We start from the raw sequence: 24731 nt of genomic DNA, 5'->3' as shown, positions 1-24731 counted from the left end.
ACATTGCCCCAAAATCTATTCACCTTTGCTCAACGATGGTACCTTCTGTTACCGTTTCAGATGCCGATAGTGCGGGTAATTGGTGTTCTTCGACTTCTGCCTTATAGCGTTCCATGTCTTGCTCTAATTCTTCAATGCGTTCCTCTTTCGCCCGGATCTGGCGAGCGGCTTTCCAGGACTCTAGCTGTCGCTGTAGCTGCGCCCAAACACCAAAAAGCCATGCTAATACAGAACCTAGTCCCATGGCTATAATCAGTTCTAGGGCTAGAGGAGCCTCAACATCAATGCCTTCAATAATTTGAATCGACGTGGGCTGCGTGTTTTGCAAGCTAAACAAAACCAACGCTAAACACACAGCAAATATGAGCAGAAAGTTTAGTTGTCGCATTAGTTTAGTCCTATAGTTTACAGTTTCTTAACAATTTTAGCAAGAGACTTCAAAACCTTTTGTCTGGAGCAACAATTGAGAAAATGAGTAAAAGCATCGCCGATTTGCGGCAAGAGTACAGCCTACAACGGTTAAATAAAACAGAGGCTCATCCCAATCCATTCGAGCAATTTACCTTATGGTTTGACCAAGCGGTAGCCACGAAGTTGCCAGAACCCAATGCGATGACTCTGGCGACGGCAACACCTGATGGGAAACCGTCTGCGCGAATGGTACTGCTTAAAGGATACGATCAGCGGGGGTTTGTCTTCTATACCAACTACAAAAGTCACAAGGGACAACAGTTATTGGCAAATCCTTGGGGCGCGATCGCGTTTTGGTGGACTCAGCTAGAACGACAAGTACGGATTGAGGGACAGATTGAACAGGTGTCGCCTGAGGAGTCGGATGCTTATTTTCATAGCCGTCCCCAAGACTCTCAACTGGGGGCTTGGGCATCTGAGCAAAGTCAGGTGATTGACAGCCGCGAGGTACTAGAGCAACGATTACAACAGCTTAAAAAAGAGTATGAGAATAAAACTATACCACGTCCACCTCACTGGGGAGGATTTCGATTAATTCCTGTCGCCATTGAGTTTTGGCAGGGGCGTCCAAGTCGGTTACATGATCGGTTGCTCTATCAACGTACAGAAGAGGGTAGCTGGATGATACAACGTTTATCGCCTTAGAGTCATTGATCAGGGAACGGGGAACGGGGAACGGGGAACGGGGAACAGGAAATTCATAATTAATTATTAAAAATTCATCAGTCATCAGCTATTGCCGATCGCCAAAATCAAGGTTATCTTGGAAAAGCTATGATACCAGAACTTGATGTTGATTTTTCAGCATCAATACGAATACTAATTGTTAAAAGTCAACCAGTGGGGTGCATCATGAGATTAAATTTATTCCCCTTTGGTAGAAAATAGAAATGTTGAGAGCAAAAGTTGGTCAAACACTGACTTTACTATTGAGCTTACCAATACTTTTAGCCGCTTGTAGTCCGGCTCAAAATCAGTCTGCTCAAAGCAATACCGTGACCATTATGGGAGTCGTTACAGGTAAGGGTGAGGAGGAACTTAAAAAAGCCCTAGCACCATTTACTGAAGAAACAGGAATTAAAGTAGTTTACGAAGGCACGAGTGAGTTCGCCACTCTATTACCCGTGCGGGTTGATTCAGGTAATGCGCCGGATATTGCCATGTTTCCCCAACCGGGTTTGATGGCTGACTTTGCCCGCGAAGGAAAGCTGGTGGCGATTGATTCCTTTATGGATATGACGCAGCTATCTGATGCTTATGCTCAGGATTGGTTGAATCTAGCTAGCGTTGATGACCAAATCTATGGTATCTGGTATCGGGCATTTGTTAAAAGCTTAGTTTGGTATAACCCAACCGCCTTTGCAGCCAAGGGTTATGAAATCCCGAAAACATGGGATGAAATGATCGCATTGTCAGACAAAATTGTAGCCGATGGCGGTGTTCCTTGGTGTATCGGTATGGAAAATGGTAGTGCTACAGGTTGGGTGGGGACAGATTGGGTAGAAGATATCATGCTGCATCAGGCTGGGGCAGAGGTTTATGATCAGTGGATTACTCATGAAATCCCCTTCAATCATCCCACTGTTGAGGCAGCTTTTGAAAAATTTGGCACAATTGCCCTTAACCCTAAATATGTCCTTGGGGGTACAACGGGTGTACTGAGTACCCCATTTGGAGACTCACCGAAGGGTCTTTTTGAACAATCACCCAGTTGCTATATGCATCATCAGGGTAGCTTTATTACATCGTTTTTCCCCGATGATGTGGTGATGGGTAAGGATGTTGATGTTTTTCCCTTTCCCACAATGAATCAAGACATTGATGCTCCTGTGTTAGTTTCAGGAGAAATCGTTGCCATGTTTAATGATACTCCAGAAGCGCAAAAGTTAATGGAGTATTTAGCAACATCAAAGCCTCATGAAATCTTGGCAGGTATTGGCGGTTATCTCTCTCCACATCAACAGGTGAGTTTAGAGGCGTATCCGGATGAGGTAACAAAACGACAAGTTGAGATTTTATCGAAGGCAAAAGTGGTGCGCTTTGATGGTTCAGATATGATGCCAGGAGCCGTGGGAACAGGTACGTTTTGGACAGGTATTGTAGATTATGTGGGTGGAGAAGATGTGGATAGTGTTTTGAATAAAATTGAGGAAAGTTGGTCGGATAGATAATCTAAGTAAGTAGGGACAATATAAGTTAACGGTAAACATCTTCACTTTTAAAGGTTGTTGAACCCAAGCTTCTAAATTCTATGTCTAGTTCTTCCAGGAGTACCTTTACAAAGTCGGCAATCATTACTTTATCATCTTCATGTTCGGGTAAAGGTACCATGATTTCTAATAATCCTTGACTGTAATTAATCCGCGAACCCCTTTGTTCACCGAACTCCTCTAGCAGTTGTTCATACATTTGCCAACTGACATCGGTCATTAGCAGTTGTTGACCGGGGGGAAGAATTATTTGCTTGAGTTGGACTTGCATGGTTTTCTCCGGTAGAGTTCGCGATCGCGGGTTGGGGATTTGCCGCTTCCCCTCACCTATTGCCGCCTACGTAACCGTTGCCTTCTTTGTAATCTACATCAAATAGTAATACCAAGTTGCGTTCTATCATGTCTAGGAACAGCGTTGCGTGAAGCTTTCGCTATAGCCTAGTCCAGTTTGTCTCATTCTAGGTGTTACCCTAAAACTAATTTCCGATAAGAAAACCGCAATAAATCACCATGGTTCACCTTCCAACTCAATCAGATCCACCCTTTTCACCTCGGCAAACCTTACCGACGATGTATGATTTACCTTCTGATAACCTGGAGGAACCTGGATTGCCAGACGAGTTTCATTTTTTCCAACCCTTATTGTTGTTTCTGACATTTCAACCGGCTAACTGGAATCGAGAGTTAGTATTTTCGGCTTGTGATTTGAATCTTTACTATAGTGTTACCCATCCTCAGTGGTACAAACGTCCAGATTGGTTTGGGGTGGTAGGTGTACCTCGGTTGTATGAAGGGCGGGATTTACGATTAAGTTACGTGGTTTGGCAAGAAGAGGTAAATCCCTTTGTCGTTGTCGAATTATTATCGCCCGGTACACAAGAGGAAGATTTGGGTAACACGGTACAAATACCAGGAAATCCGCCAACAAAGTGGCAAGTTTACGAGCAGATTTTGCGGATTCCTTACTCGATTGTTTTTAGTCGGTATACTAATGAAGTGCAGGGGTTTCATTTAGTCGGGGGTCATTATGAACCGATGAATCTGATTGATAATCGGTTATTGATGCCGGAATTAGAGCTAAGTTTAGGATTATGGCAGGGGAGTTTTCGGGGAATTAATCGTCTGTGGTTGCGCTGGATGACTATTGAGGGTGAGTTAATTTTAACGCCAGAGGAGGACGCTGTTGAGGCAAGAGAACAGGCTGTTGAGGCACAGGAACAGGCAGCGGCGGAACAGGAAAGAGCAGAACGATTGGCGGCACGATTGCGAGAGTTAGGAGTTGATCCCGATGAGTTGGAATAGCTGTATAAAATGGATTCATTTGACCTAGTTATATCAGATCACCTAAATTTTCCGTAGATAACGGGCACGGGCGGGTGTTCCCCAACACACCTGTTGAGCCGGAATATTACTAAAAACACTACTGCGGGAGCCAATAACGGCATTCGCTCCAATTTGGACACCAGGAGCAATAAAGCAATCCGTCGCAATCCAAACTCCATTCCCAACGCTAATTTCTGCCGTTTTCAGACTAAAAGCCGCATCTTGGATATCATGACTTCCGGTGCAAAGATAGCTTTTTTGAGAAATCACACAATGGCATCCGATGTGAATCTGCTCTAAGCTGTATAAAACAACATCATCCCCAATCCAGCTATAGTCGCCAATTTCTACCTTCCAAGGATAGGTAAAGCGAGCAGTTGGACGGATGAGTACCCCTTGACCAATTTTGGCACCAAATAGCCTCAGGATAAAGCGGCGAAAGCCATTAAAATTATGGGGACTGATTGGAAAAGCAATAGCTTGCACCAACCACCAGAGTAAAATGAACCAGCTTGGACGCCCCCGGTCAAAATTGGACTGGTCATAATTTCGCAAATCAACTAATGGGGTGTCATCCAAAACAGGAGGTTCGGTGAAATCTGGAACGTTGGTGTTTAAGTCTCGGCTCATAGATAAGCTGTTCGGCATTTAAACCTTAATATCAATAATGGCGAAATCATTGTATGTAGTGCGAGCATCTTGCTCGCTACTAAGCATCTTGCTCGCTACTAAGCATCTTGCTCGCTACTAATACCCAATTGAAAGGCATGACAGCTCACTTATAGCGTTTTTATTTTAGATGTAGAATTCACAATATTAGAACAATGTAACAGCCGATTAGGAATTGGGAGAAACCACAGAAGTAGCCGGAGATTTCTCCGATGATACGGTTGATGTTTTCGCCTCTGGATTTAGATGACCGCCAAATTTACGTAATTCGTAGAGTTTGACACCAATTTGATATTCGTATTGACTCAACAAGCGTCCGTAAATATAACCTGCTTTACCATCCAGAAAACCAAATTGGATAAAGTAAAAGATAATGAACCGCAAGGTGGGTTTAAATGGCATCCACACCCAAACCTTTCTCAAAAAACGCTTACGCTGTACCGCATCTCCAAATAAATTAGCACCAATCGTTCCTGATTCATCATGACCCGTGAGCATATTAAGGTAGACCCGGGCTTCCCAGTTGGAATAGCGATTGTGTCGTGCCAGCCAATGGTAGATATCTCGGAAGTCGATATGATCCATATCTGCTTTGAGATAACCGACTAAACCTTGCAGGATAACGTGTTCGTGAACTTCATTATCTCCTGTATTGGGAATTCCTTCAGTTCCCAGATTTTCATAGCGACCTTTTTGATGTTTAAACAAGCGCAGATTCCAGTCTGGATATTTTCCCCCGTGGCGAATCCACTTACCTAAGAAATAAACGCGGCGATTGAGATAGTACCCTTCATAGTTGGGATTTTTAATCGCCGTAGCAATTTCCTCCCAAAGCGCTGGGGGAATACGTTCATCGCAATCCACAATCAACACCCATTCATTACGAAAGGGCAGATTTTCTAAACTCCAGTTTTTCTTTTTGGGCCAATGTCCATTGAAATAAAATTGCACGACTTTCGCACCCGTTTTTTCGGCAATTTCGATAGAGCGATCGCTACTTTGGGAATCCACTACAAATACTTCATCGGCTCTAGCCACACTAGCCAGACAAGCCGGAAGGTTAGCTTCTTCGTTTTTTGCCGGAATTAGAACCGAAACGGGAACTTTAGAATCAAGATTAGTCATACTTTAAAAAGATTTAATTGGTGAGAACGGGAACGGTTTACTTGTAGTTTGAACGCTTGTAATGAATACGATTCAAAATGGGTTCGAGTTGGGGCAGGCGGAACTGTGATAAATAGCGCAAATTTTAGCATTCCCTCGATTCCTGGAGAGGATTATGAAATTTTGTCACTTTGACCATACCATTTCTACTGGTTAAACAAACGTTTGGCTAGATGCTCCAATTCATAGTTTAGCGTTTTGAGCGTCTTTATTCTGGTGGGATAGGCTACAGTGCCATTCTCAATTAAAGAATTTGAACGGGATAAGGGATGGGAAATAGCCACATAAATGCCATTACGTTCCATCAATGTTATAACTTCCTAACTCACTAACCTGCCAACTTTCAGTTGAAGGTTCAGTCGTTACCCAGATGAGCGTGCAATACCGCTAGGGTTTCTGCAAGCTGGCTGAGGCGCGTTTCCAGATCATCTTTGCGACTCAGTAGTTGTCGTAGCTTCTGATAACGTGCGATCGCTAAACTGACACTAGGGACTTGATCGGCTGGACAGGTACGCACCCAAAACTGACCGTCTGCATTTAATCCACAAAGGCGATAACCTGCACGGGGGGATTCACAGGTAACATTCTCATCGCCCTGGGATTGATGCCACGGTTGGGTTACGTAGTCCATGAGTCGATCCACTTCAGCACGACGTACTCCTGAGTGATCCGCTTCCGGTTGACGGGTATGAGATTCTAACCACCCCTCAACGATTGGTCCATCCATATAAATATCTTGAATTTGGCGGACTATGGTATGTAGTTGTTTCTGCCAACCGGAGACAATCTCTTCAATTTCTTTGAGCAGATTCATTGCCAAGGCGGGATTGGCGCTATGGCGATGTTCACTGAAGCTAGCCGATTTGAGTTTCGGCAGTGTTGGGGTTTTATCTTGCTGCTTTTGAGCCGGGAATGGCGTCACACTAATCGAAAATGAAGGTTCTTTCCCTTGGGCGGAGTCGCTAGACTGATCCCCAGTTGAGTCCACTGGAGACGCCACAGCCGTGGATGGGGTGGAGTCATCCTGGGCTAACTGAGATAAAGTGCTTTCGATCCGTTGCAATTCTGGTTTCATAGGGCAAAAATCACGCTGATTACAGCAGATGCAGTCCGTAGGGTTGGGTTTGGGGACATGACCACCTACCTATTCAATTTTTACCCAATCTGGGAAGAGATTCGGCAAATCGCTAATTTTTGGTCATTGTCCATTAAACTTGATCACGGCAGATGAAAGCGATCGCGGGAACCATACTATCCATGGGTCAGCTTATCCTGGTCACGGGTCCAGCCCGTTCTGGAAAAAGTGAATGGGCAGAACAATTAGCCGATAAGACAGATAAGCAGGTTGTTTATGTGGCAACGGCACAGGTTGATCCCAATGATTTGGAGTGGGTTGCCCGGATTGAGAAGCACCAACAGAGACGCCCCGCCGAGTGGACTTTGGTGTGGACGCCGATAGAATTAGTCGAGACGATTCTGGAGTGGGATCAACCGGATTATTGTCTGTTAATTGACTCCTTGGGAACCTGGGTGGCGAATTGCCTCGATCAAGAGGATGGGATTTGGCAGGATACCACAGACACCCTCTTGCAGACTGTTAACCAGACCTCAGCTACCCTAATTTTGGTGGCTGAAGAAACGGGTTGGGGTGTAGTTCCGGCTTATCCCCTAGGCAGAACTTTTCGCGATCGCCTCGGTCAAATCGTGCGTCAGTTCGGTATAATTGCCAATCCCGTGTATTTGGTTACGGGTGGTCATGTACTTAATCTCAGCACCCTGGGATCACCGCTATCGCGGGAATCGCTACCATAGAAATACAGACGGTAACAATAAAGCAGCTTTTGCTGCTGAGGTTTTATATATTCTATGGCATCTGAAGAGCAAGTCAAACGCTACCTAGCCTATTGGTTTCAGGTTGGCAAAACAATGGTCGTCCACAATGGTGAAAAAGTGCTGCAACCACAGCGAATCATTGCAGGCGATCGCTATAGTCAGGAGTTTGAGGAACTCTGGCAATATCTGCTGTCACCAGAAAGCGGGGATTGTTATCTCACCGGAACTAGCCAGACGATTTCTGAGTTGTTGACATCCAAGTGGGATCTTGAACCCTGTTCCCGATGCGATATGCCTGTTCCTATGTTCAACGTGGGATTACCGCCAGAGTCTTGCGCCTGTAGCGATTTATCCAATTGGCCCAATACGGATTTACCCAAGCCGCGAGAACCGATCAATACTCAGGATCGCTTGAGGACGATTCACCAACGTCTTCGTCATGGGGAAAATCGAGAGGGTAGTGATCGAGATGCTGCTCCCGATCCCAACAATCAGACCCGAGAATCTCCTCACCCTCGAGAATCGTTAAATCAGAAAGAGTATCTGAGGTTGGTGCGCGATCGCACCTCTTGTCTCAGGAAACCTTTGTCAGCATCACCTGATAATTCCTTGGCATCTGGTAACCAGAAATCCGCGACCGATTAATAATTTCTCAATAAAACTTAACGCTGTTGTATGGGGTAACTCTTCCGGACTGAATTGGAACCGGAAGTTATTTTAAGTAGAACTTACACCCCAGTGCAGCGTGTTTCTATATTATCTGGTTGAGAGTAAAACGTCTTCACCCAAAGGTGACGGAGAAGTCCATTTTGCCGACTCTAGGTTGAAGGTATCCAACAAGACATAACCTAAACCGAGCCAACATCCTAGCTGGAGCAGTTTTCCGGCTGATGGATGATCATGTTCGCAAAGTTTTGCAAAGGATGTCTTTGTTAGCCCTTTCACGCCCTGAAAAGAGTGGATAGGATATCTATCCCGATCGAGTCGCCTGTTTAGGTGTAAGGTCTGTTAAATCGATTGAACCTGAGCTGATTATGAAGTTCTCCGCTATGCGAAATATAGGAATTGCTGCAGGCGGAACTTTTTTATGGGTTATATTATTCATTAAAGCTCAGACTATCAATTTTAGTCAACACCATCAGTATCTGTCAAACTTACACCAACTTCAGGAAACTGACGCAACTTTAAATACAGATATCTTGCAGGCTCAACAGGAGTCGTTCAATGATCCTGAAACTATTCTTAATGATTTAAACCAGATTGACGATTTACACCATAACTTAGAAAATATACCTGATTTTGTTAATAGAGAGTATTATCCAGAAATCAAGTCAGCCTTACAACAGAATCGCTCACTATTTCAAGACAAGCAGGATTTAATCGAAGAAGTGATTGCACAAGAAACTATTCTCAATCAATCTTTAAAATCTCTGCCTAATACGATCCAAAAATTATCGAGTCAAGCCGCAACGGAACCAGACGCTGATCAGTTAATCAATCAGTTGAATACTCTGTTGAACGATGTTTTAATTTATACACTATCTCCCAGTGATGAATTAATTCTCAAAATCCAGAAGCAAATGGCAGCAATTCGGCAACGTGTCGATGTATTGACAGCATCGTCTACCCTGAGTCTTTCTGAACTCGATGCCGCCCTAATCTATGCCGAAATTATTGTGACCCATGAATCTCAGGTGGATAGTCTGGTGATGCAAATTCTGGAATTACCCACGGAGCAACAAAGTGAACAGATTCTGGACATTTATCAGCATTCTTATCAAGTATTTTTAAAGAAAACTAAAATTTATCGGATTTTATTTTATGCCGTTTCTGGTTTAATAGCGGCAACCTTATTCATTGTGCTTATCCTAAAAACCAAACAGTTAACCAAAAATCTGCAAAAATGTGAGGAAAAATATCGGATTAGTTTTGATGATTCAGTAGAAGGGATTTTTAAAGTTACTCCAAGTGGACGTTTTTTAACAGCAAATACTACATTAGCAACGATTTATGGTTATGCTTCGGCGGAAGAAATGTGTAACAATTTAATTAATCTTAATCGTCAGCTTTACGTTCAGCCAAACCGTCACGATGAATTAATCCGTATTCTAGAGAAATATGGATCAGTTTCGGATTTTGAATCGCAAGTTTACCGAAAAAATGGCACAAAAATCTGGATTGAGGAGAAGGCAAGAGCTGTCCGCGATAACCATGGTAATTTTATTTACTATGAAGGAACCGTAGAAGATATTACGGTACGTAAAGCATGGCAAGAAGCACTGCACTATGAACAAGAGCAAGGCGAACGCTTACTGCTAAATATTTTACCCAAAGTAATTGCTCAACGGTTGAAACAACTCGAAAGTACAATCGCAGATAACTTTGAGGAAGTCACAGTTTTGTTTGCCGATATTGTTGGCTTTACCGAATTATCGGCTCGCTTCCCTCCTGCCCAAGTTGTTGAATTACTTAACCGAATTTTTTCGGCGTTTGATGAATTGAGTGATTATTATGGATTAGAGAAAATTAAAACAATTGGGGATGCCTATATGGTGGTAGGGGGACTCCCCACTCCTCGCCCCGATCATGCTGAAGCTACCGCGAATATGGCGCTAGATATGCAACAGGTAATTACCAAATTTAATAACCAGAATAATCAAACCTTAAGTATTCGGATTGGCATCAATACCGGACCCGTTGTTGCTGGAGTCATTGGCATTAAAAAGTTTAGTTATGATTTGTGGGGAGATACGGTTAATATTGCCTCACGGATGGAATCCCAAGGGCTTCCTGATAAAATTCAGGTTACTGAGTTTACGTATAAAAAGTTGCAGGATAACTATCTGTTTGAGGAACGAGGCACTATTCAGGTTAAAGGCAAAGGGAAGATGACGACTTATTTTCTTGGGGGGAAGATTAAATAAGCTGTCATGCATTTAAATTGGGTATTAGTAGCGAGCAAGATGCTTAGTAGCGAGCAAGATGCTTAGTAGCGAGCAAGATGCTTAGTAGCGAGCAAGATGCTTAGTAGCGAGCAAGATGCTCGCACTACATACAAGGATCATGACAGATTCTACCTTAGACTGCAACTTGGTATAAGCCATGTTAACTAGCCTCAAATCCTTACTGTTCCCCGTTCCCGGTTCCCAAGGTTTGAGTAGACTTACTTAAGTATATCTACTGGTTTAACTTAGAGCGGATCAACAATCACCGAGAATCATCATCAGTTGCCGATCAGAGCTAAAGATGGCAATAGGAGTGATAAGCTATCTCTATAGAAAAAATTGATCATTATTGCTTTTTCTTAATAAACTAAAAAAAGAACATCTAAGTGGATTGAGATTATAGGGGAAAAACGATGCCAAGAAATCGGGGAAATTCAAAAATGCCGTTAAATCACAAAGACACAGCGGCGCTAGATAAAATATTTTCAGGATTAGATGGTGAGTTCGTTAATCAAATAGAAACGATTAGTTCTTACTATGCTGTAGCGCCCTTAGATCATTGGGAAGAGAAAGGATGGGTGCGCGGTGGCTGCTTATCGGGTTGTAATAGCTCTACCGTTTAAAGACCTTTGAGGTAGAGTGTAGTTCATTGAGCTAAACTCAGCAACAGTACGCCTGCCAACTTAAAGTTCCTCGGATAAAATGTGGGAAAGAGTGCGATGCTAAGGAGCGCTTCTTAATTATTTGACTCCTGCCATGATTAACCAGGTTCTCTACGTTTGGCTACAACAGGTGCAAGGCTTACTGGAAACCAGTCTGACATTAATCAGTGAAAACAAGGATATTTTCATCGTTATCCTTGGCGTTGGGATTGTACCTTTAGCTGTGCGTTTCCTCTGGTGGATGCTCCAGCAACGTCGCCAGCGGCAAATTCTTCCTGACACTTTTCCTTTTGATGCCATCAAACCACAAAACCATGTATTGCAGGCTATTCTCGGCGGCGATGAGAATGATCCGCTAGCTGATTACAAAATCCCATATCAGGAGCGAATTTCCGGGCGTAGCATTCACGACGAATTGAAACAAAAGCTGGACGAATCGCGCTGGGTTTTGATTCTCGCACCGACAGGAATCGGGAAAACACGGGAAGCGGCAAATGTAGCACAGAGACTGAATACCGAAGGCTGGACAATTCTCCACCTGAAGCGGGGTGAGTGGTTGGATGCACTCACTAGCGTCAACAAAGCCTTAACAATTCAACCAAACAGCTACAATATCTGGCGCGACAGAGGTGTCGTACTGTCTTATTTAGGTCGTCACGAAGAAGCCATTACTAACTACCAAAAGGCTATTGATTTCAAACCTGACGATCCTTATGCTTGGTACAACCTGGGTATTACGCTAGCTGATTTAGATCGCCCTGAAGAGGCACTTGCCAGTTACGATCAAGTAATTAAGCTTAAACCAGACTATTACCAAGCTTGGATAAACCGGGGTAATATACTGGTTAAATTAGACTGCCCTGAAGAGGCACTTGCCAGTTACGACAAAGCTTTAGAATGTGAACCTGACTTCACTCTAGAATTTGATTCTGAATTTCACTTAGCCTGGGTCAATCGTGGTAGTGTGTTAGATGATTTACAACGTTATCAGGAAGCAATTGTTAGCTGTGACAAAGCTCTGGAAATCAAATCTGACAACCCCAGTGCCTGGAATATTAGAGGTATTGCGCTGTACCACTCAAACCGCTATGAAGAAGCGATTACTAGCTACGATGAAGCTCTGAGGCTCGATCCGGAGTATGGTAAGGCTTGGGAAAACCGGAATAAAGCACTAAGAGATCTCAACAAAAAAGGAATTGCACTAGCAAAATTAGGAAGATTGGAAGCAGCAATTGCTAGCTTCGACACGATCCTCCAATCCCAATCAGACTTTGATGAAGTTTGGAGTCACCGGGGTATTGCACTGGTAAACTTAGAACGATTTGAAGAGGCTATCGCTAGCTTCGACAAAGCCCTAACATTTCAACCAAATGATGCTAACGCTTTTTGTGGTAAGGCTAGCTGTTATGCTTGGCAAAATAAAATTGACCTAGCAATTGAAAGCTTGCAAAAAGCCATAAACTTGAATCCGGAGAAATACCGAGAGATTGCAAAAACCGATTCAGATTTTGATAACCTTCGAGGAGATAATCGATTTCAGGCTTTGATTCAAGGTGACATCGATTTACTGAATCGATAGAATAAGCAGGAAAATGTTATACTTTCGCTGCATCTCAATCAGGGTGAGTTGTGTCCTCCAATTATCAGTTAAATTTATGGCGTTTGTGCCTAAACCCATCCCGACACACCCGACAAACAACTTTTAAAACAGCCTTTTAGTTAAATTTTATACAGTTCATAAATATATTGACAAAAGACGCAATCTATGAACTGCCTCTCTAGTCAGAATCTCGGATCAGATAATCTCCGTAAAATGGCGGATGTATTTATGTAAAGCTTCTGTAATATTTATTCATAACAGCTCCATTGAGAAATTGATTCAGGATTAAACTATGGCAAAACAGACACAAACTCGTATATATCCCAGGGTTCCGCTAATCTCAGCCGATCGCGACGCCTTAGACAAACTCTTTCAGAGCGTACAGGTTGAGGATTTGCGTCAGCTTGAGCAAATGACATCCTACTATTCCATCACTCCGCTTGAACCCTGGGAAGAACAAGGCTGGGTGATTAATAGCTCCCTATCTATCCCCAGGGAAGCGACGGCATAGTTAACGGGTAGACTGGGTGTATATAAATTACTTCTCCTTTTGGTAGAACTGATCGACTATTTCCTTCCACCAGAGAACAACTCCACAGGATTTCTCCGATAGAGTACGGTTAGGCTCACTCGCCTCTGCTGGAAAATTGTCTAATAATAAACATAAGGGTAACCTTTAATATTGGGCTTTGATTCAATCTGAAACGTTAGAACTACTCGAATGGCAACGCCTGTGCCAACACCTGGCAACCTTCGCCGCCACCAAACTAGGCGCGATCGCGTCTCGCCATCTCCATCCTCCCGCTACTTTGAAAGAAAGTCTGCACCTATTGGCGCAGACGAAAGAAGTCTATCACCTGGAATGTCAGTTGACCAATGGCTGGACGTTTGAGGGGATTCAGGATATTGGTGATGCGCTAGAACGCGCTGAACGACAAGGGATATTATCCGGAGAAGACTTACTCGCGATCGCAACCACTCTCTTCGGTGTCCGGCGTTTACGGCGTCTCATTGATGATCAAGAGGATATCCCCGTTCTCAACCAACTCGTGGCTGATATCCGTACCTATCCCGAATTAGAACAAGAAATTCACCGTTGTATCGACGAACGCGGCGATGTCACCGATCGCGCGAGTCCGAAACTAGCAGACATTCGCCAACAGAGTAAATCCTTACGCGATCGCATTTATCAAACGCTCCAAAACATTGTACAGCGTCAAGGCGGCGCACTCCAGCAACCCTTAATCACCCAACGGGGCGATCGCTTTGTTCTCCCGGTGAAAGCCCCCCAGAAAGACTCGGTTCCGGGTATCGTTCATGACGCTTCCAGTACAGGTGCTACTCTCTACATCGAACCCCATGCGATCGTCGGATTGGGGAATCAACTCAAAACCTATCAACGCCGGGAACAAGCCGAAGCCGAAGCCGTGCGCCGGGTGTTAACCGAACAAGTCGCCGCCGTTAAGCCGGATCTAGAAGAAGTATTAGCCGTCGCCACTCGGTTAGATTTAGCCACAGCCAAAGCCCGATATAGCCTCTGGTTACAGGCAAATCCGCCGCGCTTCATTGATCCGAATGAACGAGAATCGATTACCCTGCGCCAATTGCGACATCCTCTGTTAGTCTGGCAGCATCAGCATGAAGAAGATGCGCCAGTTGTACCGATTACTATCCAGATTCAGCCCCAAATAAAAGTCGTGGCGATTACGGGTCCCAATACAGGCGGTAAAACCGTTACCTTAAAAACATTGGGATTAGCCGCACTCATGGCAAAAGTGGGTTTATTTGTCCCCGCCAAGGAACCCGTAGAACTGCCGTGGTTTGAGCAAATTCTGGCAGATATTGGCGATGAACAGTCTTTAGAACAGAGTTTATCCACATTTTCCGGTCATATTCGCCGGATTAGTCGGATTTTAGATGAATTAGAAAATTGTAGAGACGTTGCATGCAACGTCTCTACAGATGGGGGAGAAGATGATTTAGCCCAAAGGGAACCAGACACCCCACATCCTACATCCGCCCTCGTATTACTGGATGAAATTGGTGCGGGAACCGATCCAGCCGAAGGAAGTGCTTTAGCGATCGCACTCCTCAACTATCTTGCCGATCATGCCCAGCTTACTGTAGCCACGACGCACTATGGCGAACTCAAGGCGCTGAAATATCAAGATGAACGATTTGAGAACGCCTCAGTGGAGTTTGATGATGTCACCCTTTCTCCCACTTATCGCCTACTCTGGGGAATTCCGGGTCGATCCAATGCGTTAACCATTGCCGAACGGTTAGGATTAAAGTCAGACGTGGTATCCCTGGCTCAAACCTTAGTCGGAAGCAGTTCACAAGAGGTGAACCAGGTAATTTCTGGACTCGAAGCCCAACGGCGTGATCAGGAAACCAAAGCCAAAGAAGCGAACCAACTCCTCCAGCAAACCGAACGTTTGCATCAAGAAGTCTCCAGTAAAGCTAAACTCTTGCAGGAGAGAGAACGGGAATTGAAACTATCCCAAGAACAGGCGGTACAAGAGGCGATCGCCCAAGCCAAAGCAGAAATTGCCCAGGTGATTCGCAAATTACAGCAAGGACCCCAAATTGCTCAAAACGCTCAAAAAGCCACCAATGCGCTGAAGGAAATTGAGCAGCGTCACATCCCTAAAACACCTGCTAAAGCCAAACCAGCCTTTCAACCCAAAGTAGGCGATCGCATCCGCATTCCTCGCCTAAATCAAACGGCGGAAGTTTTGACGCCTGCGGATGAAGATGGGGATCTCACAGTGCGCTTTGGCTTAATGAAAATGACAGTATCCCTAGCAGATATCGAATCCCTAGAGGGTGAAAAGGCACATATCCCTGTCAAATCCAAACCCCCATCTACCCCCGCACCAGCCCCCTCATCCCCGCCGACTCCCCCGATTCGCACCGAGAAAAATACGATTGATCTACGCGGATCTCGTATCGCCGATGCTGAAGTCGAATTAGAACAAGCTATTTCTAAAGCTATAGCCTCTGGGGTATTGTGGATTATTCATGGTAAGGGAACTGGAAAATTAAGGGCTGGGGTACATGAATTCTTAGAACGCCATCCCCTCGTTGATCGGTTTGAATTAGCCAAGCAAGCGGAAGGCGGATCGGGGGTAACAGTAGCTTATCTTAAATAGCTGTAGGGTAGGCAAGCAATATAAACCTTGAAAGCCTTATATGAGGAGCAGATAAAACAACGGCAAGGCTGGATTGATGCCCTCAAGGCAGGGAAGAATCCTTTCACAGAGGAGGAGATTGACAAATTGTTAAGGTAAGAACCTGGACATAAATTATTGCCGCTGTACTAAGCCATAAATAAGGTGTAACACAGTTAATTTTGGGAATTAGAATGACATTAAGAAACGCTACGATAATTTGCAATTAGAGAGGACTAGAGCGATATGAGCATTATCATCACTGACGAAATACTGACAGCAACCCGAATGACTGAAGCTGAAATGAGGCAAGAAATCGCGATCATGCTGTTTCAGAAGGAAAAGTTCACCCTTGCCCAAGCCCGTCGATTTGCTGGGATGCATCGCATTGCCTTTCAACACCTTCTCGCTAGTCGGCAAATCCCAGTGCATTACAGTGCAGAGGATTTTGAACAAGATATCCATAACTTACGGGAGATGGGCAGACTTTGATTATTGTTAGCGATACATCTGGTGTCAACTTAAGGTGCAAATTAATCCAGAGGGCACGTTTCACCCTCATCCCCTAACCCCTTCTCCCATCAAGGGAGAAGGGGAATTGGAACAATTAATGATAAAAAATGTAGGTGGCTACGCCTGCAATTAGGATGCAACAAGTGAAAAGATTGAAACTCAGGTATAGCAAGGGTTTCAGTTTTGAAAATTGCCACAACCTAAATAGAATTGCTATATATAACAAAGTTTTACAGCTTGTTGACGAACAATAGCATATTTTGCTACCCATCTAAAGCGGGACATTGAGACGAGGGAAGGGAACAGATAGTTCTCTAGCACTGTCCTGGTTTGAGTTGGTCGCCAAAAAGTTGATGTAAACTTTAAAAGTCGTGTTTCTCTATTGGTAACTACATCCACCCGCCTGATTAAATTTCTTACTCTAACGTTATGCGCTCTACCCTAAAGACGCCAACCTCGTCTCACGCTTGGCAGGATTTACCCCTGGCGCAAGTGCCAGACTCTCTGCAACTGGATAACATTAAAACCCAGTTGGACTTAATCTTGCTAGCGCTGGAAGCCTTGGCGGGGATTGGTTCTGAGGCAATGCTGCAAGCGGCGGCTGACTTGAATTTAGAGTCAGTGGTGTCCGATCGCGTCGGGTTATGGCGTCTGCGTCAGTCTAACCCTCAACGGAAAAGTTCAGGGGGGCGTAAAAAATTGGATGTGGAAGAAGCGCGATCGCTGGTTTTGATTATTTGCTATTTAGCTAAACAGCATCAGGAACTCATCCGTCGGGCTGTAGCCCTATTAGAACAAATGACCGAACAAAATAGTGAACCCCATCGGACTGCATTGTTAGGCGATTATCTCGATACATTCACCAACACCTATCAGGAACGGATGGAGCAAGGAGACGAGGTATCTATGGATGTACTCAATCAACTGGCATTCAAATTACTCATTGATTTACTCTTCTACAGTGATACCCACGGTCATCGGCGTCTCTGGTTAGCCTTATTAGGTTCTGCGTCTGCCTGAATTTTGACCGTGTAGGGGCGGGTTTCACTACTATCTTTTCCTTTGCACCTAGATGTCACTAAACCCGCCCCGACTAAGTGCGAACATTTTATTACAAATGACGAATGACCAATGACAAATGACCAATGACCAATGACCAATGACCAATTACTATGCCCTTATCTAGCTCAGTTCTACGCCGCTATACGCCACCCACCTGTACTCTGGAAATTGTGGCAAAAACCTCGCCCCTATCGCGCTGGATAGGGAAATCTGTGGTGAAAGACTTACGGTTTGAATTACATTTTGACGATCCGCGACAGCCTGAGGAAAAGCTAGTGACGATAAAAGGCGATCGCGCAGAACTGGATGTCTTATATGAGGCAGTCAGTCACTACGTCCAAAATTTCCTCAACACCTCTCCCCAACCCTTACCCTGGATGAAACCAACACCTTCTGCACAACCGGATCATGCAGAAAACTCTGAATCTACCCCTCAAGAACCCACCTCTCCTGTTTCATTAATTACCCCCGATCAACCCCCAGACAATCAAGAGTCTGAACTACCCGCTACAAAATTACAACCCTTAAAACAATGGACACTGCCATTAGGCGTTACGCTACACCCTAAAGGGTTAGTTACCCATGAATTAGTTCTCGGTCAACTGGCAAACGAAGACTCTGGATCAGGGGTTGACTTAAGCGTCCTCCAACTGTTCGACTTAGCCACAGCCTTAGATGATTATGCCGCAGAAATTTTAGCCTTACCTAATCTCAATCGTACTGATACTGCTAAAGTCTTACCCCTGTGGACAAAAGCCGCCGCCGCTGTCGTCTTAGCTGTAGGAGTCACAACAGCAGGAGTGAGATGGTTCAATCACTCCCAATTGACTCAGGAAACCGCCAGCCTCAGTTCAGGTTCGGATTCAGCCGAAGAAGTTCCCTCAAACCTGGCTCAAGAACTGCCGACACCAACACCATCCCCCTTACCTTCGCCGCCCTCACCCCTTCCGACGCCAACGGTACCACCCTCGTTAGCCAACGCGCCCACAGTACCTCCCCCCAAACCCGTTACACCCCCAGCACCATCGACTCGCGCCTTGCCATCAGCACCAGCACCCCAACGTCAAGAGATTGCCATCACGCCTCCACCCCAACGCCCTCCGGCTCAACCTGTGCCGAGTAGTATACCAGCATCCCCGTCAACTCCACCCCCTACCCAGCCTAGTCGCCCTCCAGCGCCGACTGGGAATGTCCCGAAGTCCCCTAGTTCTACCCAAGTACCCGCGACACCTCCACCACTGCCCGTATTTCCCCCTCTTGATGTCACTCCAGCTACACCGGAACTCCCAGACGTGATGAGTAGTCCCTCAGTAACCGCCCGTCGCCCTTCTTTGCCTACAGATACGGAGATAGAGCCAACCGAGTTAGGTGATACCAATGATGCCGCCAGAGGTAGACTCTTTGATACAATTCCCCAAGTTGCCCAAGCAAGAACCTACTTGCAACAGCGATGGCAACCGCCAGAGGACGTGACAAAAGCGCTAGAGTATCGGCTATTTATCGCCCCCGATGGTTCCATTGAACGGATTATTCCTCTGGGACAAGCCTCACAAGTTCACATTGAACAAACCGGTATTCCCTTAGTTGGTGAACCCTTTGTTTCACCCGTTGAAGGAGATAGGAATCCTACCATTCGGGTTGTCCTGAATCCGAATGGTCAAGTTGAGACATTTTTAGAGCCGATGCAATGAAAATAGTAGATTGAGTAGATGCTGTTAATCAAACTTAACCGTCCTTGCCAATTAAGTTACCCATACCCAGGGTAACAATCAGTATTTTGGCAATTTTACCCCCACTGGAAGAACTCGCGATCGCAAGCAAAGGCGTATACTATGGGGAATTGGGAATTGGAAGACCCTAAACACAGGAGAATTCCCTCATTCCCATTGTCCACTACCTAAACTGCCATGCGCGTTTTACTCCTCTATCCCCAGTTTCCCAAATCGTTCTGGTCTTTTGACAAAGCCATAGAACTGGTAGGACGCAAGGTGACTCTGCCGCCTTTGGGTATGATTACTGTAGCAGCGATATTGCCTCAGACGTGGGAATTTCGTCTGGTAGACCGGAATGCGAGGTTAGAAACTCAAGCCGATTGGGATTGGGCAGATTTAGTGATTGTATCCGGGATGATTGTCCAGAAACCAGATTTACTGCATATCATTCGGGAAGCCAAGCGGCGCGGGAAGACTGTCGCAGCCGGAGGTCCCTACTTTACCTCTGTACCCGAGACAGCATTACAAGCTGGGGTCGATTTTCTCATTTTGGATGAGGGGGAAATTACCTTACCCAAGTTTGTCGAAGCGCTAGAACGAGGAGAAACCTCTGGTATACTCCGTTCTGATGGAGAAAAGCCGGATGTTACCAATACCCCGATTCCTCGCTATGACTTACTGAATTTAAGTGACTACAGTGATATGTCGGTACAGTTTTCTAGAGGCTGTCCGTTTCAGTGTGAGTTTTGTGACATTATTGTTCTGTATGGGCGCAAGCCTCGCACGAAAAGCCCAGAACAACTGCTCGCCGAATTACAACGACTCTATGATTTGGGGTGGCGGCGTTCGATTTTCTTAGTGGATGATAATTTTATTGGCAATAAGCGAAATGTCAAGCTATTACTGCGAGAAATGGGTCCTTGGATGGCGGAACACGGCTATCCGTTCCGCTTAAGCACAGAAGCTTCCGTCGATTTAGCACAGGATCAGGAATTACTGGATTTGATGATAGCGGCTAACTTTACGGGTGTGTTTTTGGGAATTGAGACACCGGATACGGAGAGTTTATCCCTGACTCAAAAATTCCAGAATACTCGCAACTCCCTGATGGAAGCCGTACAAACGATAAATAAGACTGGACTGCGGGTGATGGCAGGGTTTATTATTGGCTTTGATGGGGAAAAACCCGGAGCAGGCGATCGCATTATCCAGTTTGTAGAAGCCACAGCGATTCCTCAAGCGATGGTGAGTATGCTTCAGGCGTTACCCAATACGGCGTTATGGCATCGACTTAAACGAGAGGGGCGTCTGTTAGAAGAAGATAAGGAAGCCAATATTCACCAAGGAACTCTAATTAATTTTATCCCCACTCGTCCTGTGGAAGAAATGGCTCGCGAATATGTCAGTTGTTTCTGGGAACTGTACGAACCCCACCGCTATTTGGGGCGAGTGCATCGCCATTTCCTCCAGATGCAACCCACGCCGCACAAGCGTAAATTTAAGATACCTGACTGGATGACTCTGCGGGCGCTATTAATTATTATGTGGCGACAGGGAGTTAAGCGTGACACTCGTTTCCAATTTTGGCGTCAATTATTCTCAATTTTACGGAAAAATCCCCGCATCTTTGAGCGTTATATTGTCAATTGCGCTCATCTTGAGCATTTTCTGGAGTACCGTCAAATTGTCCGGAATAATATTGAAGCACAATTAGCGGAGTATTTAGCCGAAAAAGCCAAGCTTTCTGCTGAAGTGAGACAAAAAGAATTAGTCAGCTAAATTAATGACTGGCGTGGTATAAGCTGTTTTGCATTTAAACCGTAATGTCAATAATGACGAAATCTTTGCCGTAGTAGTGCGAGCATCTTGCTCGCTAGATTGAGCATCTTGCTCGCTAGATTGAGCATCTTGCTCGCTAGATTGAGCATCTTGCTCGCTACCCATTCCCAATTTAAATGCGTGACAGCTTAGCTAAAATTGTGGATTAGATTTGACGATGGAATCGGGCGCACGTCTGTCATTGGTGTCAACTAAACCCCTCACCCCCAGCCCCTCTCCCACGCGGGGGAGAGGGGAGCAACTGATGTCCTAACGTATCCCCGTAATTCTATACATGAAAATTTGCTTACCCGTGCATAGTGTAAATGGTATCAGTTAAACCCAGCTTAGGTAAAATTGAACACCTAGACTCTAAATTATTAAAACACTTCGATGGCAAGTTAATTGTTGATGATCAGCTTAATCGTTCATTGGTTAGTTACCAAGCCAATAAAACTCGCGCAATATATCGTTGGTACAAATATAAAGAGGCTTTTTCGGCTGCTTTAGTGGACTATCTATTGCAGCGTTATGGGATTACTAACGGTACAATATTAGATCCATTCGCTGGGAGTGGTACAGCCCTATTTGTCGCTAGCGAAATGGGTATCAATGCCCAAGGCATTGAATTACTGCCGATTGGTCAGGAAATCATTACAATTCGGAAACTATTAGCCTCAGACATTACCACTGATGATATTACTACTTTAATCAATTGGTCAACCAAACGACCCTGGGAAAAGGTTGAGAGTATCTGCTCTCTTCCCGAATTACGAATTACTAAAGGAGCGTATCCCGAAACAACTCGAAACGCCATCGAACAATACATGAGCGCATGGCAAGGTGAGAATAAACGAGTTCAGGCTATTTTACGCTTTGCCTTACTTTGTATTTTAGAGTCGGTGAGTTACACGCGCAAAGACGGTCAATATTTGCGCTGGGACTATCGCTCAAACCGGAAAGCCGGAAAAAAGACTTTTAATAAAGGAAAAATTTAAGTTTAAATAACAAAGGAATTCCGCGTATGGTTCGCGGTTACTTCTATGAAATGGCTTGTACAATCGCTGAATGTGCGCGAGTGTTGCAATCCAATGCTCCCTTGATCATGGTAAATGATAATGTTCGCTATGCTGGAGCGAGTATTTCCGTAGATCTTATTCTTTCCGACTTAGCCGAAAAATTGGGCTTTTTTGTGGAAACTATCCTCGTGTTACCCAATGGTAAAGGTAATAGTAGTCAACAAATGGGCGCTCATGGGCGAGAACCGTTGCGGAAATGTATTTATGTGTGGAGAAAACGCTGATGGTAACGGATAAGCTGTTCGGCATTTAAACCTTAATGTCAATAATGACGAAATCCTTGTAGTGCGTTAAGCGAAGCCATGCCGCAGGCTTTGCATCTTGCTCGCTACTAATACCCAATTTAAATGCATGACAGCTTAAGCCCAACAAATGCGGCTAACTTAATGAATGACAATCAACTGGCATCTATATCACGTTGGCTATGCAGTCTTTAAGTATATCTCATCAAGCTGAAAACGACTCTCTAAGTTGAGAAACCGATAAAATGCACGTCAATTGAAATCTGAGGAAAAAACCCAACTCATAGAAGATTTTGTTGGGTAACGCTTACGCTCTACCCAACCTACTATTCCCAACTTAATCCAGTAGACGGATTGCCAGATAGCGAAACTCCTGCAATGATTAAATTATTTCTTATATTAAATACAGTATCCTTCAGTTGAGGGATTAGAGTACTACTGACCTGACTCCTAGACTAACCTCTGTTCCAAGCCCATCAGTATAAACTATGTTCTCCTTAACTCAAAGCAACTCTCGACAACGCGAAATTCTAGAAGTCGTCTTCCGCAATGGTTGGGAGTACATGCGAAAACTGCTGACAGGTAGCAAGGCTGACGACCCCCAATTGCCTCCCCCAGAAGTACTGCGTAACGTGCTAACGGAATTGGGACCCGTTTATGTGAAGCTAGGACAACTGCTGAGTACTCGTCCCGATTTGTTACCTGCTGATTACATTGAGGCTCTCTCGGAACTCCAAGCTAAGGTGCCACCTGTGGCGTGGAGTGAGGTGGAAATATTGCTGCGAAAGCAACTGCGAAAGCCGCTAGAAGAAACCTTTGCTAAGATCGATCCTCGATCTGTGGCTGCTGGTTCTATTGCCCAAACCCATCGAGCTACCCTAAAAAATGGTCAGGAAGTGGCGCTGAAAGTTCAGCGTCCAGGAATTGATAAGGTTGTTCCTCAGGATATTGCGATAATTAAAGGCTTGGCAGATTTAGTCTCACGTACCGAATTTGGACAAGACTATGATGTCGTAGCATTAGCTGATGAGTTTACCAGCGCTCTACAAGCCGAACTCGATTTTACCCAAGAAGCCAGCTATGCTGATCAATTGCGACACAATCTATCCAGGAGTCGCTGGTTTGACCCAACACAAATCGTGGTTCCCGCTATTTATTGGGAGTTGACCACGGAGAAACTGATGGTGATGGAATGGTTAGAGGGTAAACCCATTCTAGACGCCCAGTTTTCTGCCGAGCAAAATGGCGAGGATAACGGTAACGAAAAGAAAAAGCGCCAAGAGATTACCACACTTTTATTTCGTGCCTTTTTTCAGCAACTCTATGTAGATGGTTTTTTCCATGCTGATCCTCATCCCGGCAACTTATTCTATCTCCAGGATGGTCGCATAGCGCTTTTGGACTGCGGCATGGTTGGGCGCTTAGACCCGCGTACCCAACAAATTTTAACCGAAATGTTACTCGCGATCGTGGATTTAGATGCTCAACGGTGCGCCCAGTTAACACTGCAACTCTCTGAGTCAGGTCAACCCGTTGTCTTATCAAGGTTGGAAAATGACTACGATCGCATGTTGAGAAAATACTACAACCTCAGCATCTCACAAATCAACTTCAGTGAAATCTTTTATGAAATCTTGGAACTTGCCCGAAATAACCGAGTCCGCTTACCCAGCAATATGGGATTATACTCCAAGTGTCTCGCCAACCTAGAAGGGGTGGCTCGTACTTTTAATCCAGAGGTGAATCTCCTCGACGAAATCAAACCCTTGATGACCGATTTGTTTCGGCGTCAGCTTTTGGGTTCAAATCCCTTGCAAACCTTTCTCAGAACCGCTCTGGATGTCAAAAGTCTCTCGTTGCAATCTCCCCGTCAGATGGAGTTACTGCTTGACCGGATAACTTCAGAAACTTTAAAGTGGAATATTACTATTCGAGATATTGATCCTCTGCGCCGCAGTCTGGATGATTCAGCCAATCGGCTTTCATTTAGTATTTTGGTGGGTTCCTTGATTATGGGCGCAGCGATTATCTCGACAGGAGCGCAAACGAGTCAGCTTTCACTATTGAGTAATATACTATTTGGTGTTGCCAGTTTTTTAGGGTTGTGGTTAATTGTCAGCATCCTCAAGTCAGGACGATTGAAGTGAACAGTCAACAGTCAACAGTCAACAGTCAACAGTCAACAGTCAACAGTCAACAGTCAATAGACAAAGAGTAATAAGCTATAGAAATTGTCTCCCCCAGCTTCCCCAGCT

The 24731-nt window shown here is 44.9% G+C and carries 21 protein-coding genes and 4 pseudogenes; 18 read left to right on the top strand and 7 right to left on the bottom strand.

Features of this window, described 5'->3' with window-relative positions; translation table 11 throughout:
• Positions 1-19 precede the first annotated feature (19 nt).
• The gene (locus tag RIB93_RS03500; protein WP_446370322.1) at positions 20-388 is read right to left on the bottom strand and encodes a lipopolysaccharide assembly protein LapA domain-containing protein; all 369 of its coding nucleotides are present in this window, start codon (positions 386-388) and stop codon (positions 20-22) included.
• Between the two features lie 83 nt (positions 389-471).
• Between RIB93_RS03500 and pdxH the strand changes: the two genes are divergently transcribed.
• Both pdxH and RIB93_RS03490 read left to right on the top strand, forming a co-directional pair.
• On the top strand, positions 472-1116 hold the full coding sequence (gene pdxH / locus RIB93_RS03495; RefSeq protein ID WP_446370320.1) for a pyridoxamine 5'-phosphate oxidase: 645 nt from the start codon (positions 472-474) through the stop codon (positions 1114-1116).
• Positions 1117-1361: 245 nt separating this feature from the next.
• On the top strand, positions 1362-2642 hold the full coding sequence (locus RIB93_RS03490; protein ID WP_446370318.1) for an ABC transporter substrate-binding protein: 1281 nt from the start codon (positions 1362-1364) through the stop codon (positions 2640-2642).
• Between the two features lie 40 nt (positions 2643-2682).
• On the opposite strand, the pseudogene RIB93_RS03485 reads toward RIB93_RS03490, so the two are convergent.
• Positions 2683-2952, bottom strand: a pseudogene (locus tag RIB93_RS03485) (Uma2 family endonuclease); the annotation flags it as partial.
• 239 nt (positions 2953-3191) lie between these two features.
• Here RIB93_RS03485 and RIB93_RS03480 point away from each other — a divergent pair.
• Positions 3192-3983, top strand: coding sequence for a Uma2 family endonuclease (locus tag RIB93_RS03480; RefSeq protein ID WP_446370316.1), 792 nt, complete (start codon positions 3192-3194; stop codon positions 3981-3983).
• Between the two features lie 42 nt (positions 3984-4025).
• Here RIB93_RS03480 and hpsU read toward each other — a convergent pair whose 3' ends face one another.
• From hpsU to RIB93_RS03460, 4 genes are all read right to left on the bottom strand, one after another.
• The gene (gene hpsU, locus RIB93_RS03475) at positions 4026-4634 is read right to left on the bottom strand and encodes a hormogonium polysaccharide biosynthesis acetyltransferase HpsU (RefSeq protein ID WP_446370314.1); all 609 of its coding nucleotides are present in this window, start codon (positions 4632-4634) and stop codon (positions 4026-4028) included.
• 207 nt (positions 4635-4841) lie between these two features.
• Positions 4842-5798 (bottom strand): glycosyltransferase family 2 protein, encoded by a 957-nt coding sequence (locus RIB93_RS03470; RefSeq protein ID WP_446370312.1) that lies wholly within the window; start codon positions 5796-5798, stop codon positions 4842-4844.
• Between the two features lie 185 nt (positions 5799-5983).
• A complete protein-coding gene (locus tag RIB93_RS03465) occupies positions 5984-6142 on the bottom strand; it encodes a hypothetical protein (protein WP_446370310.1) in 159 nt (52 codons plus the stop codon).
• A 50-nt stretch (positions 6143-6192) separates the two neighbouring features.
• Positions 6193-6912, bottom strand: a complete 720-nt coding sequence (locus RIB93_RS03460) for a hypothetical protein (protein ID WP_446370308.1) — start codon at positions 6910-6912, stop codon at positions 6193-6195.
• A 152-nt stretch (positions 6913-7064) separates the two neighbouring features.
• On the opposite strand from RIB93_RS03460, the gene cobU reads away from it, so the two are divergent.
• The 12 genes and pseudogenes from cobU to RIB93_RS03400 all read left to right on the top strand — a co-directional run bounded on the left by cobU (position 7065) and on the right by RIB93_RS03400 (position 21116).
• Positions 7065-7649, top strand: coding sequence for a bifunctional adenosylcobinamide kinase/adenosylcobinamide-phosphate guanylyltransferase (gene cobU, locus RIB93_RS03455; protein ID WP_446370306.1), 585 nt, complete (start codon positions 7065-7067; stop codon positions 7647-7649).
• Between the two features lie 54 nt (positions 7650-7703).
• Complete coding sequence (locus RIB93_RS03450; RefSeq protein WP_446370304.1) at positions 7704-8315, top strand: hypothetical protein; 612 nt, start codon at positions 7704-7706, stop codon at positions 8313-8315.
• Between the two features lie 389 nt (positions 8316-8704).
• Positions 8705-9469 (top strand): annotated as a pseudogene (locus tag RIB93_RS03445) (DAHL domain-containing protein); the annotation flags it as partial.
• A gap of 96 nt (positions 9470-9565) precedes the next feature.
• A pseudogene (locus RIB93_RS03440) lies at positions 9566-10594 on the top strand (adenylate/guanylate cyclase domain-containing protein); the annotation flags it as partial.
• 434 nt (positions 10595-11028) lie between these two features.
• Entirely contained in the window at positions 11029-11238 is a 210-nt protein-coding gene (locus RIB93_RS03435; RefSeq protein ID WP_446370302.1) for a hypothetical protein, read from the top strand.
• A 133-nt stretch (positions 11239-11371) separates the two neighbouring features.
• On the top strand, positions 11372-12856 hold the full coding sequence (locus RIB93_RS03430; RefSeq protein WP_446370300.1) for a tetratricopeptide repeat protein: 1485 nt from the start codon (positions 11372-11374) through the stop codon (positions 12854-12856).
• Positions 12857-13169: 313 nt separating this feature from the next.
• Positions 13170-13388: a hypothetical protein gene (locus RIB93_RS03425; RefSeq protein ID WP_446370298.1), complete on the top strand. Its 219-nt coding sequence runs from the start codon at positions 13170-13172 to the stop codon at positions 13386-13388.
• 178 nt (positions 13389-13566) lie between these two features.
• Positions 13567-16032: an endonuclease MutS2 gene (locus RIB93_RS03420; protein ID WP_446370296.1), complete on the top strand. Its 2466-nt coding sequence runs from the start codon at positions 13567-13569 to the stop codon at positions 16030-16032.
• Positions 16033-16296: 264 nt separating this feature from the next.
• Positions 16297-16542 (top strand): UPF0175 family protein, encoded by a 246-nt coding sequence (locus RIB93_RS03415; protein WP_446370294.1) that lies wholly within the window; start codon positions 16297-16299, stop codon positions 16540-16542.
• Positions 16543-16992: 450 nt separating this feature from the next.
• Positions 16993-17583 carry a DUF3038 domain-containing protein gene (locus tag RIB93_RS03410; RefSeq protein ID WP_446370292.1) on the top strand — a complete coding sequence of 197 codons (591 nt, stop codon included), beginning with the start codon at positions 16993-16995 and terminating at the stop codon, positions 17581-17583.
• Positions 17584-17735: 152 nt separating this feature from the next.
• Entirely contained in the window at positions 17736-19316 is a 1581-nt protein-coding gene (locus RIB93_RS03405; protein WP_446370290.1) for a DUF4335 domain-containing protein, read from the top strand.
• 216 nt (positions 19317-19532) lie between these two features.
• On the top strand, positions 19533-21116 hold the full coding sequence (locus RIB93_RS03400; protein ID WP_446370288.1) for a B12-binding domain-containing radical SAM protein: 1584 nt from the start codon (positions 19533-19535) through the stop codon (positions 21114-21116).
• Here the strand turns inward: RIB93_RS03400 and RIB93_RS03395 are convergent.
• Complete coding sequence (locus RIB93_RS03395; RefSeq protein ID WP_446370286.1) at positions 21105-21281, bottom strand: hypothetical protein; 177 nt, start codon at positions 21279-21281, stop codon at positions 21105-21107. The genes RIB93_RS03400 and RIB93_RS03395 overlap by 12 nt on opposite strands.
• Before the next feature lie 200 nt (positions 21282-21481).
• Between RIB93_RS03395 and RIB93_RS03390 the strand changes: the two are divergent.
• From RIB93_RS03390 to RIB93_RS03380, 3 genes and pseudogenes are all read left to right on the top strand, one after another.
• Positions 21482-22458, top strand: a pseudogene (locus tag RIB93_RS03390) (DNA methyltransferase).
• Positions 22459-22581: 123 nt separating this feature from the next.
• The gene (locus tag RIB93_RS03385; RefSeq protein WP_446370284.1) at positions 22582-22671 is read left to right on the top strand and encodes an AvaI/BsoBI family type II restriction endonuclease; all 90 of its coding nucleotides are present in this window, start codon (positions 22582-22584) and stop codon (positions 22669-22671) included.
• Between the two features lie 293 nt (positions 22672-22964).
• On the top strand, positions 22965-24623 hold the full coding sequence (locus RIB93_RS03380) for an ABC1 kinase family protein (protein WP_446370282.1): 1659 nt from the start codon (positions 22965-22967) through the stop codon (positions 24621-24623).
• Positions 24624-24731: the final 108 nt, after the last annotated feature.

Origin of the sequence: Coleofasciculus sp. D1-CHI-01, assembly GCF_040218875.1 — a bacterium.
Taxonomy (GTDB): Bacteria; Cyanobacteriota; Cyanobacteriia; order Cyanobacteriales; family Coleofasciculaceae; genus Coleofasciculus.
Note: the sequence above shows the minus strand (reverse complement) of the source record. Positions and strands in the feature narration are given on the sequence as shown.

Excerpts from the sequence above, each read along its gene's own strand:
- RIB93_RS03500 (WP_446370322.1), bottom strand. The coding sequence starts at position 388 with ATGCGACAACTAAACTTTCTGCTCATATTTGCTGTGTGTTTAGCGTTG.
- pdxH (WP_446370320.1), top strand. The coding sequence starts at position 472 with ATGAGTAAAAGCATCGCCGATTTGCGGCAAGAGTACAGCCTACAACGG.
- RIB93_RS03490 (WP_446370318.1), top strand. The coding sequence starts at position 1,362 with ATGTTGAGAGCAAAAGTTGGTCAAACACTGACTTTACTATTGAGCTTA.
- RIB93_RS03480 (WP_446370316.1), top strand. The coding sequence starts at position 3,192 with ATGGTTCACCTTCCAACTCAATCAGATCCACCCTTTTCACCTCGGCAA.
- hpsU (WP_446370314.1), bottom strand. The coding sequence starts at position 4,634 with ATGAGCCGAGACTTAAACACCAACGTTCCAGATTTCACCGAACCTCCT.
- RIB93_RS03470 (WP_446370312.1), bottom strand. The coding sequence starts at position 5,798 with ATGACTAATCTTGATTCTAAAGTTCCCGTTTCGGTTCTAATTCCGGCA.
- RIB93_RS03465 (WP_446370310.1), bottom strand. The coding sequence starts at position 6,142 with ATGGAACGTAATGGCATTTATGTGGCTATTTCCCATCCCTTATCCCGT.
- RIB93_RS03460 (WP_446370308.1), bottom strand. The coding sequence starts at position 6,912 with ATGAAACCAGAATTGCAACGGATCGAAAGCACTTTATCTCAGTTAGCC.
- cobU (WP_446370306.1), top strand. The coding sequence starts at position 7,065 with ATGAAAGCGATCGCGGGAACCATACTATCCATGGGTCAGCTTATCCTG.
- RIB93_RS03450 (WP_446370304.1), top strand. The coding sequence starts at position 7,704 with ATGGCATCTGAAGAGCAAGTCAAACGCTACCTAGCCTATTGGTTTCAG.
- RIB93_RS03435 (WP_446370302.1), top strand. The coding sequence starts at position 11,029 with ATGCCAAGAAATCGGGGAAATTCAAAAATGCCGTTAAATCACAAAGAC.
- RIB93_RS03430 (WP_446370300.1), top strand. The coding sequence starts at position 11,372 with ATGATTAACCAGGTTCTCTACGTTTGGCTACAACAGGTGCAAGGCTTA.
- RIB93_RS03425 (WP_446370298.1), top strand. The coding sequence starts at position 13,170 with ATGGCAAAACAGACACAAACTCGTATATATCCCAGGGTTCCGCTAATC.
- RIB93_RS03415 (WP_446370294.1), top strand. The coding sequence starts at position 16,297 with ATGAGCATTATCATCACTGACGAAATACTGACAGCAACCCGAATGACT.
- RIB93_RS03410 (WP_446370292.1), top strand. The coding sequence starts at position 16,993 with ATGCGCTCTACCCTAAAGACGCCAACCTCGTCTCACGCTTGGCAGGAT.
- RIB93_RS03405 (WP_446370290.1), top strand. The coding sequence starts at position 17,736 with ATGCCCTTATCTAGCTCAGTTCTACGCCGCTATACGCCACCCACCTGT.
- RIB93_RS03400 (WP_446370288.1), top strand. The coding sequence starts at position 19,533 with ATGCGCGTTTTACTCCTCTATCCCCAGTTTCCCAAATCGTTCTGGTCT.
- RIB93_RS03395 (WP_446370286.1), bottom strand. The coding sequence starts at position 21,281 with ATGGGTAGCGAGCAAGATGCTCAATCTAGCGAGCAAGATGCTCAATCT.
- RIB93_RS03385 (WP_446370284.1), top strand. The coding sequence starts at position 22,582 with ATGCATGACAGCTTAAGCCCAACAAATGCGGCTAACTTAATGAATGAC.
- RIB93_RS03380 (WP_446370282.1), top strand. The coding sequence starts at position 22,965 with ATGTTCTCCTTAACTCAAAGCAACTCTCGACAACGCGAAATTCTAGAA.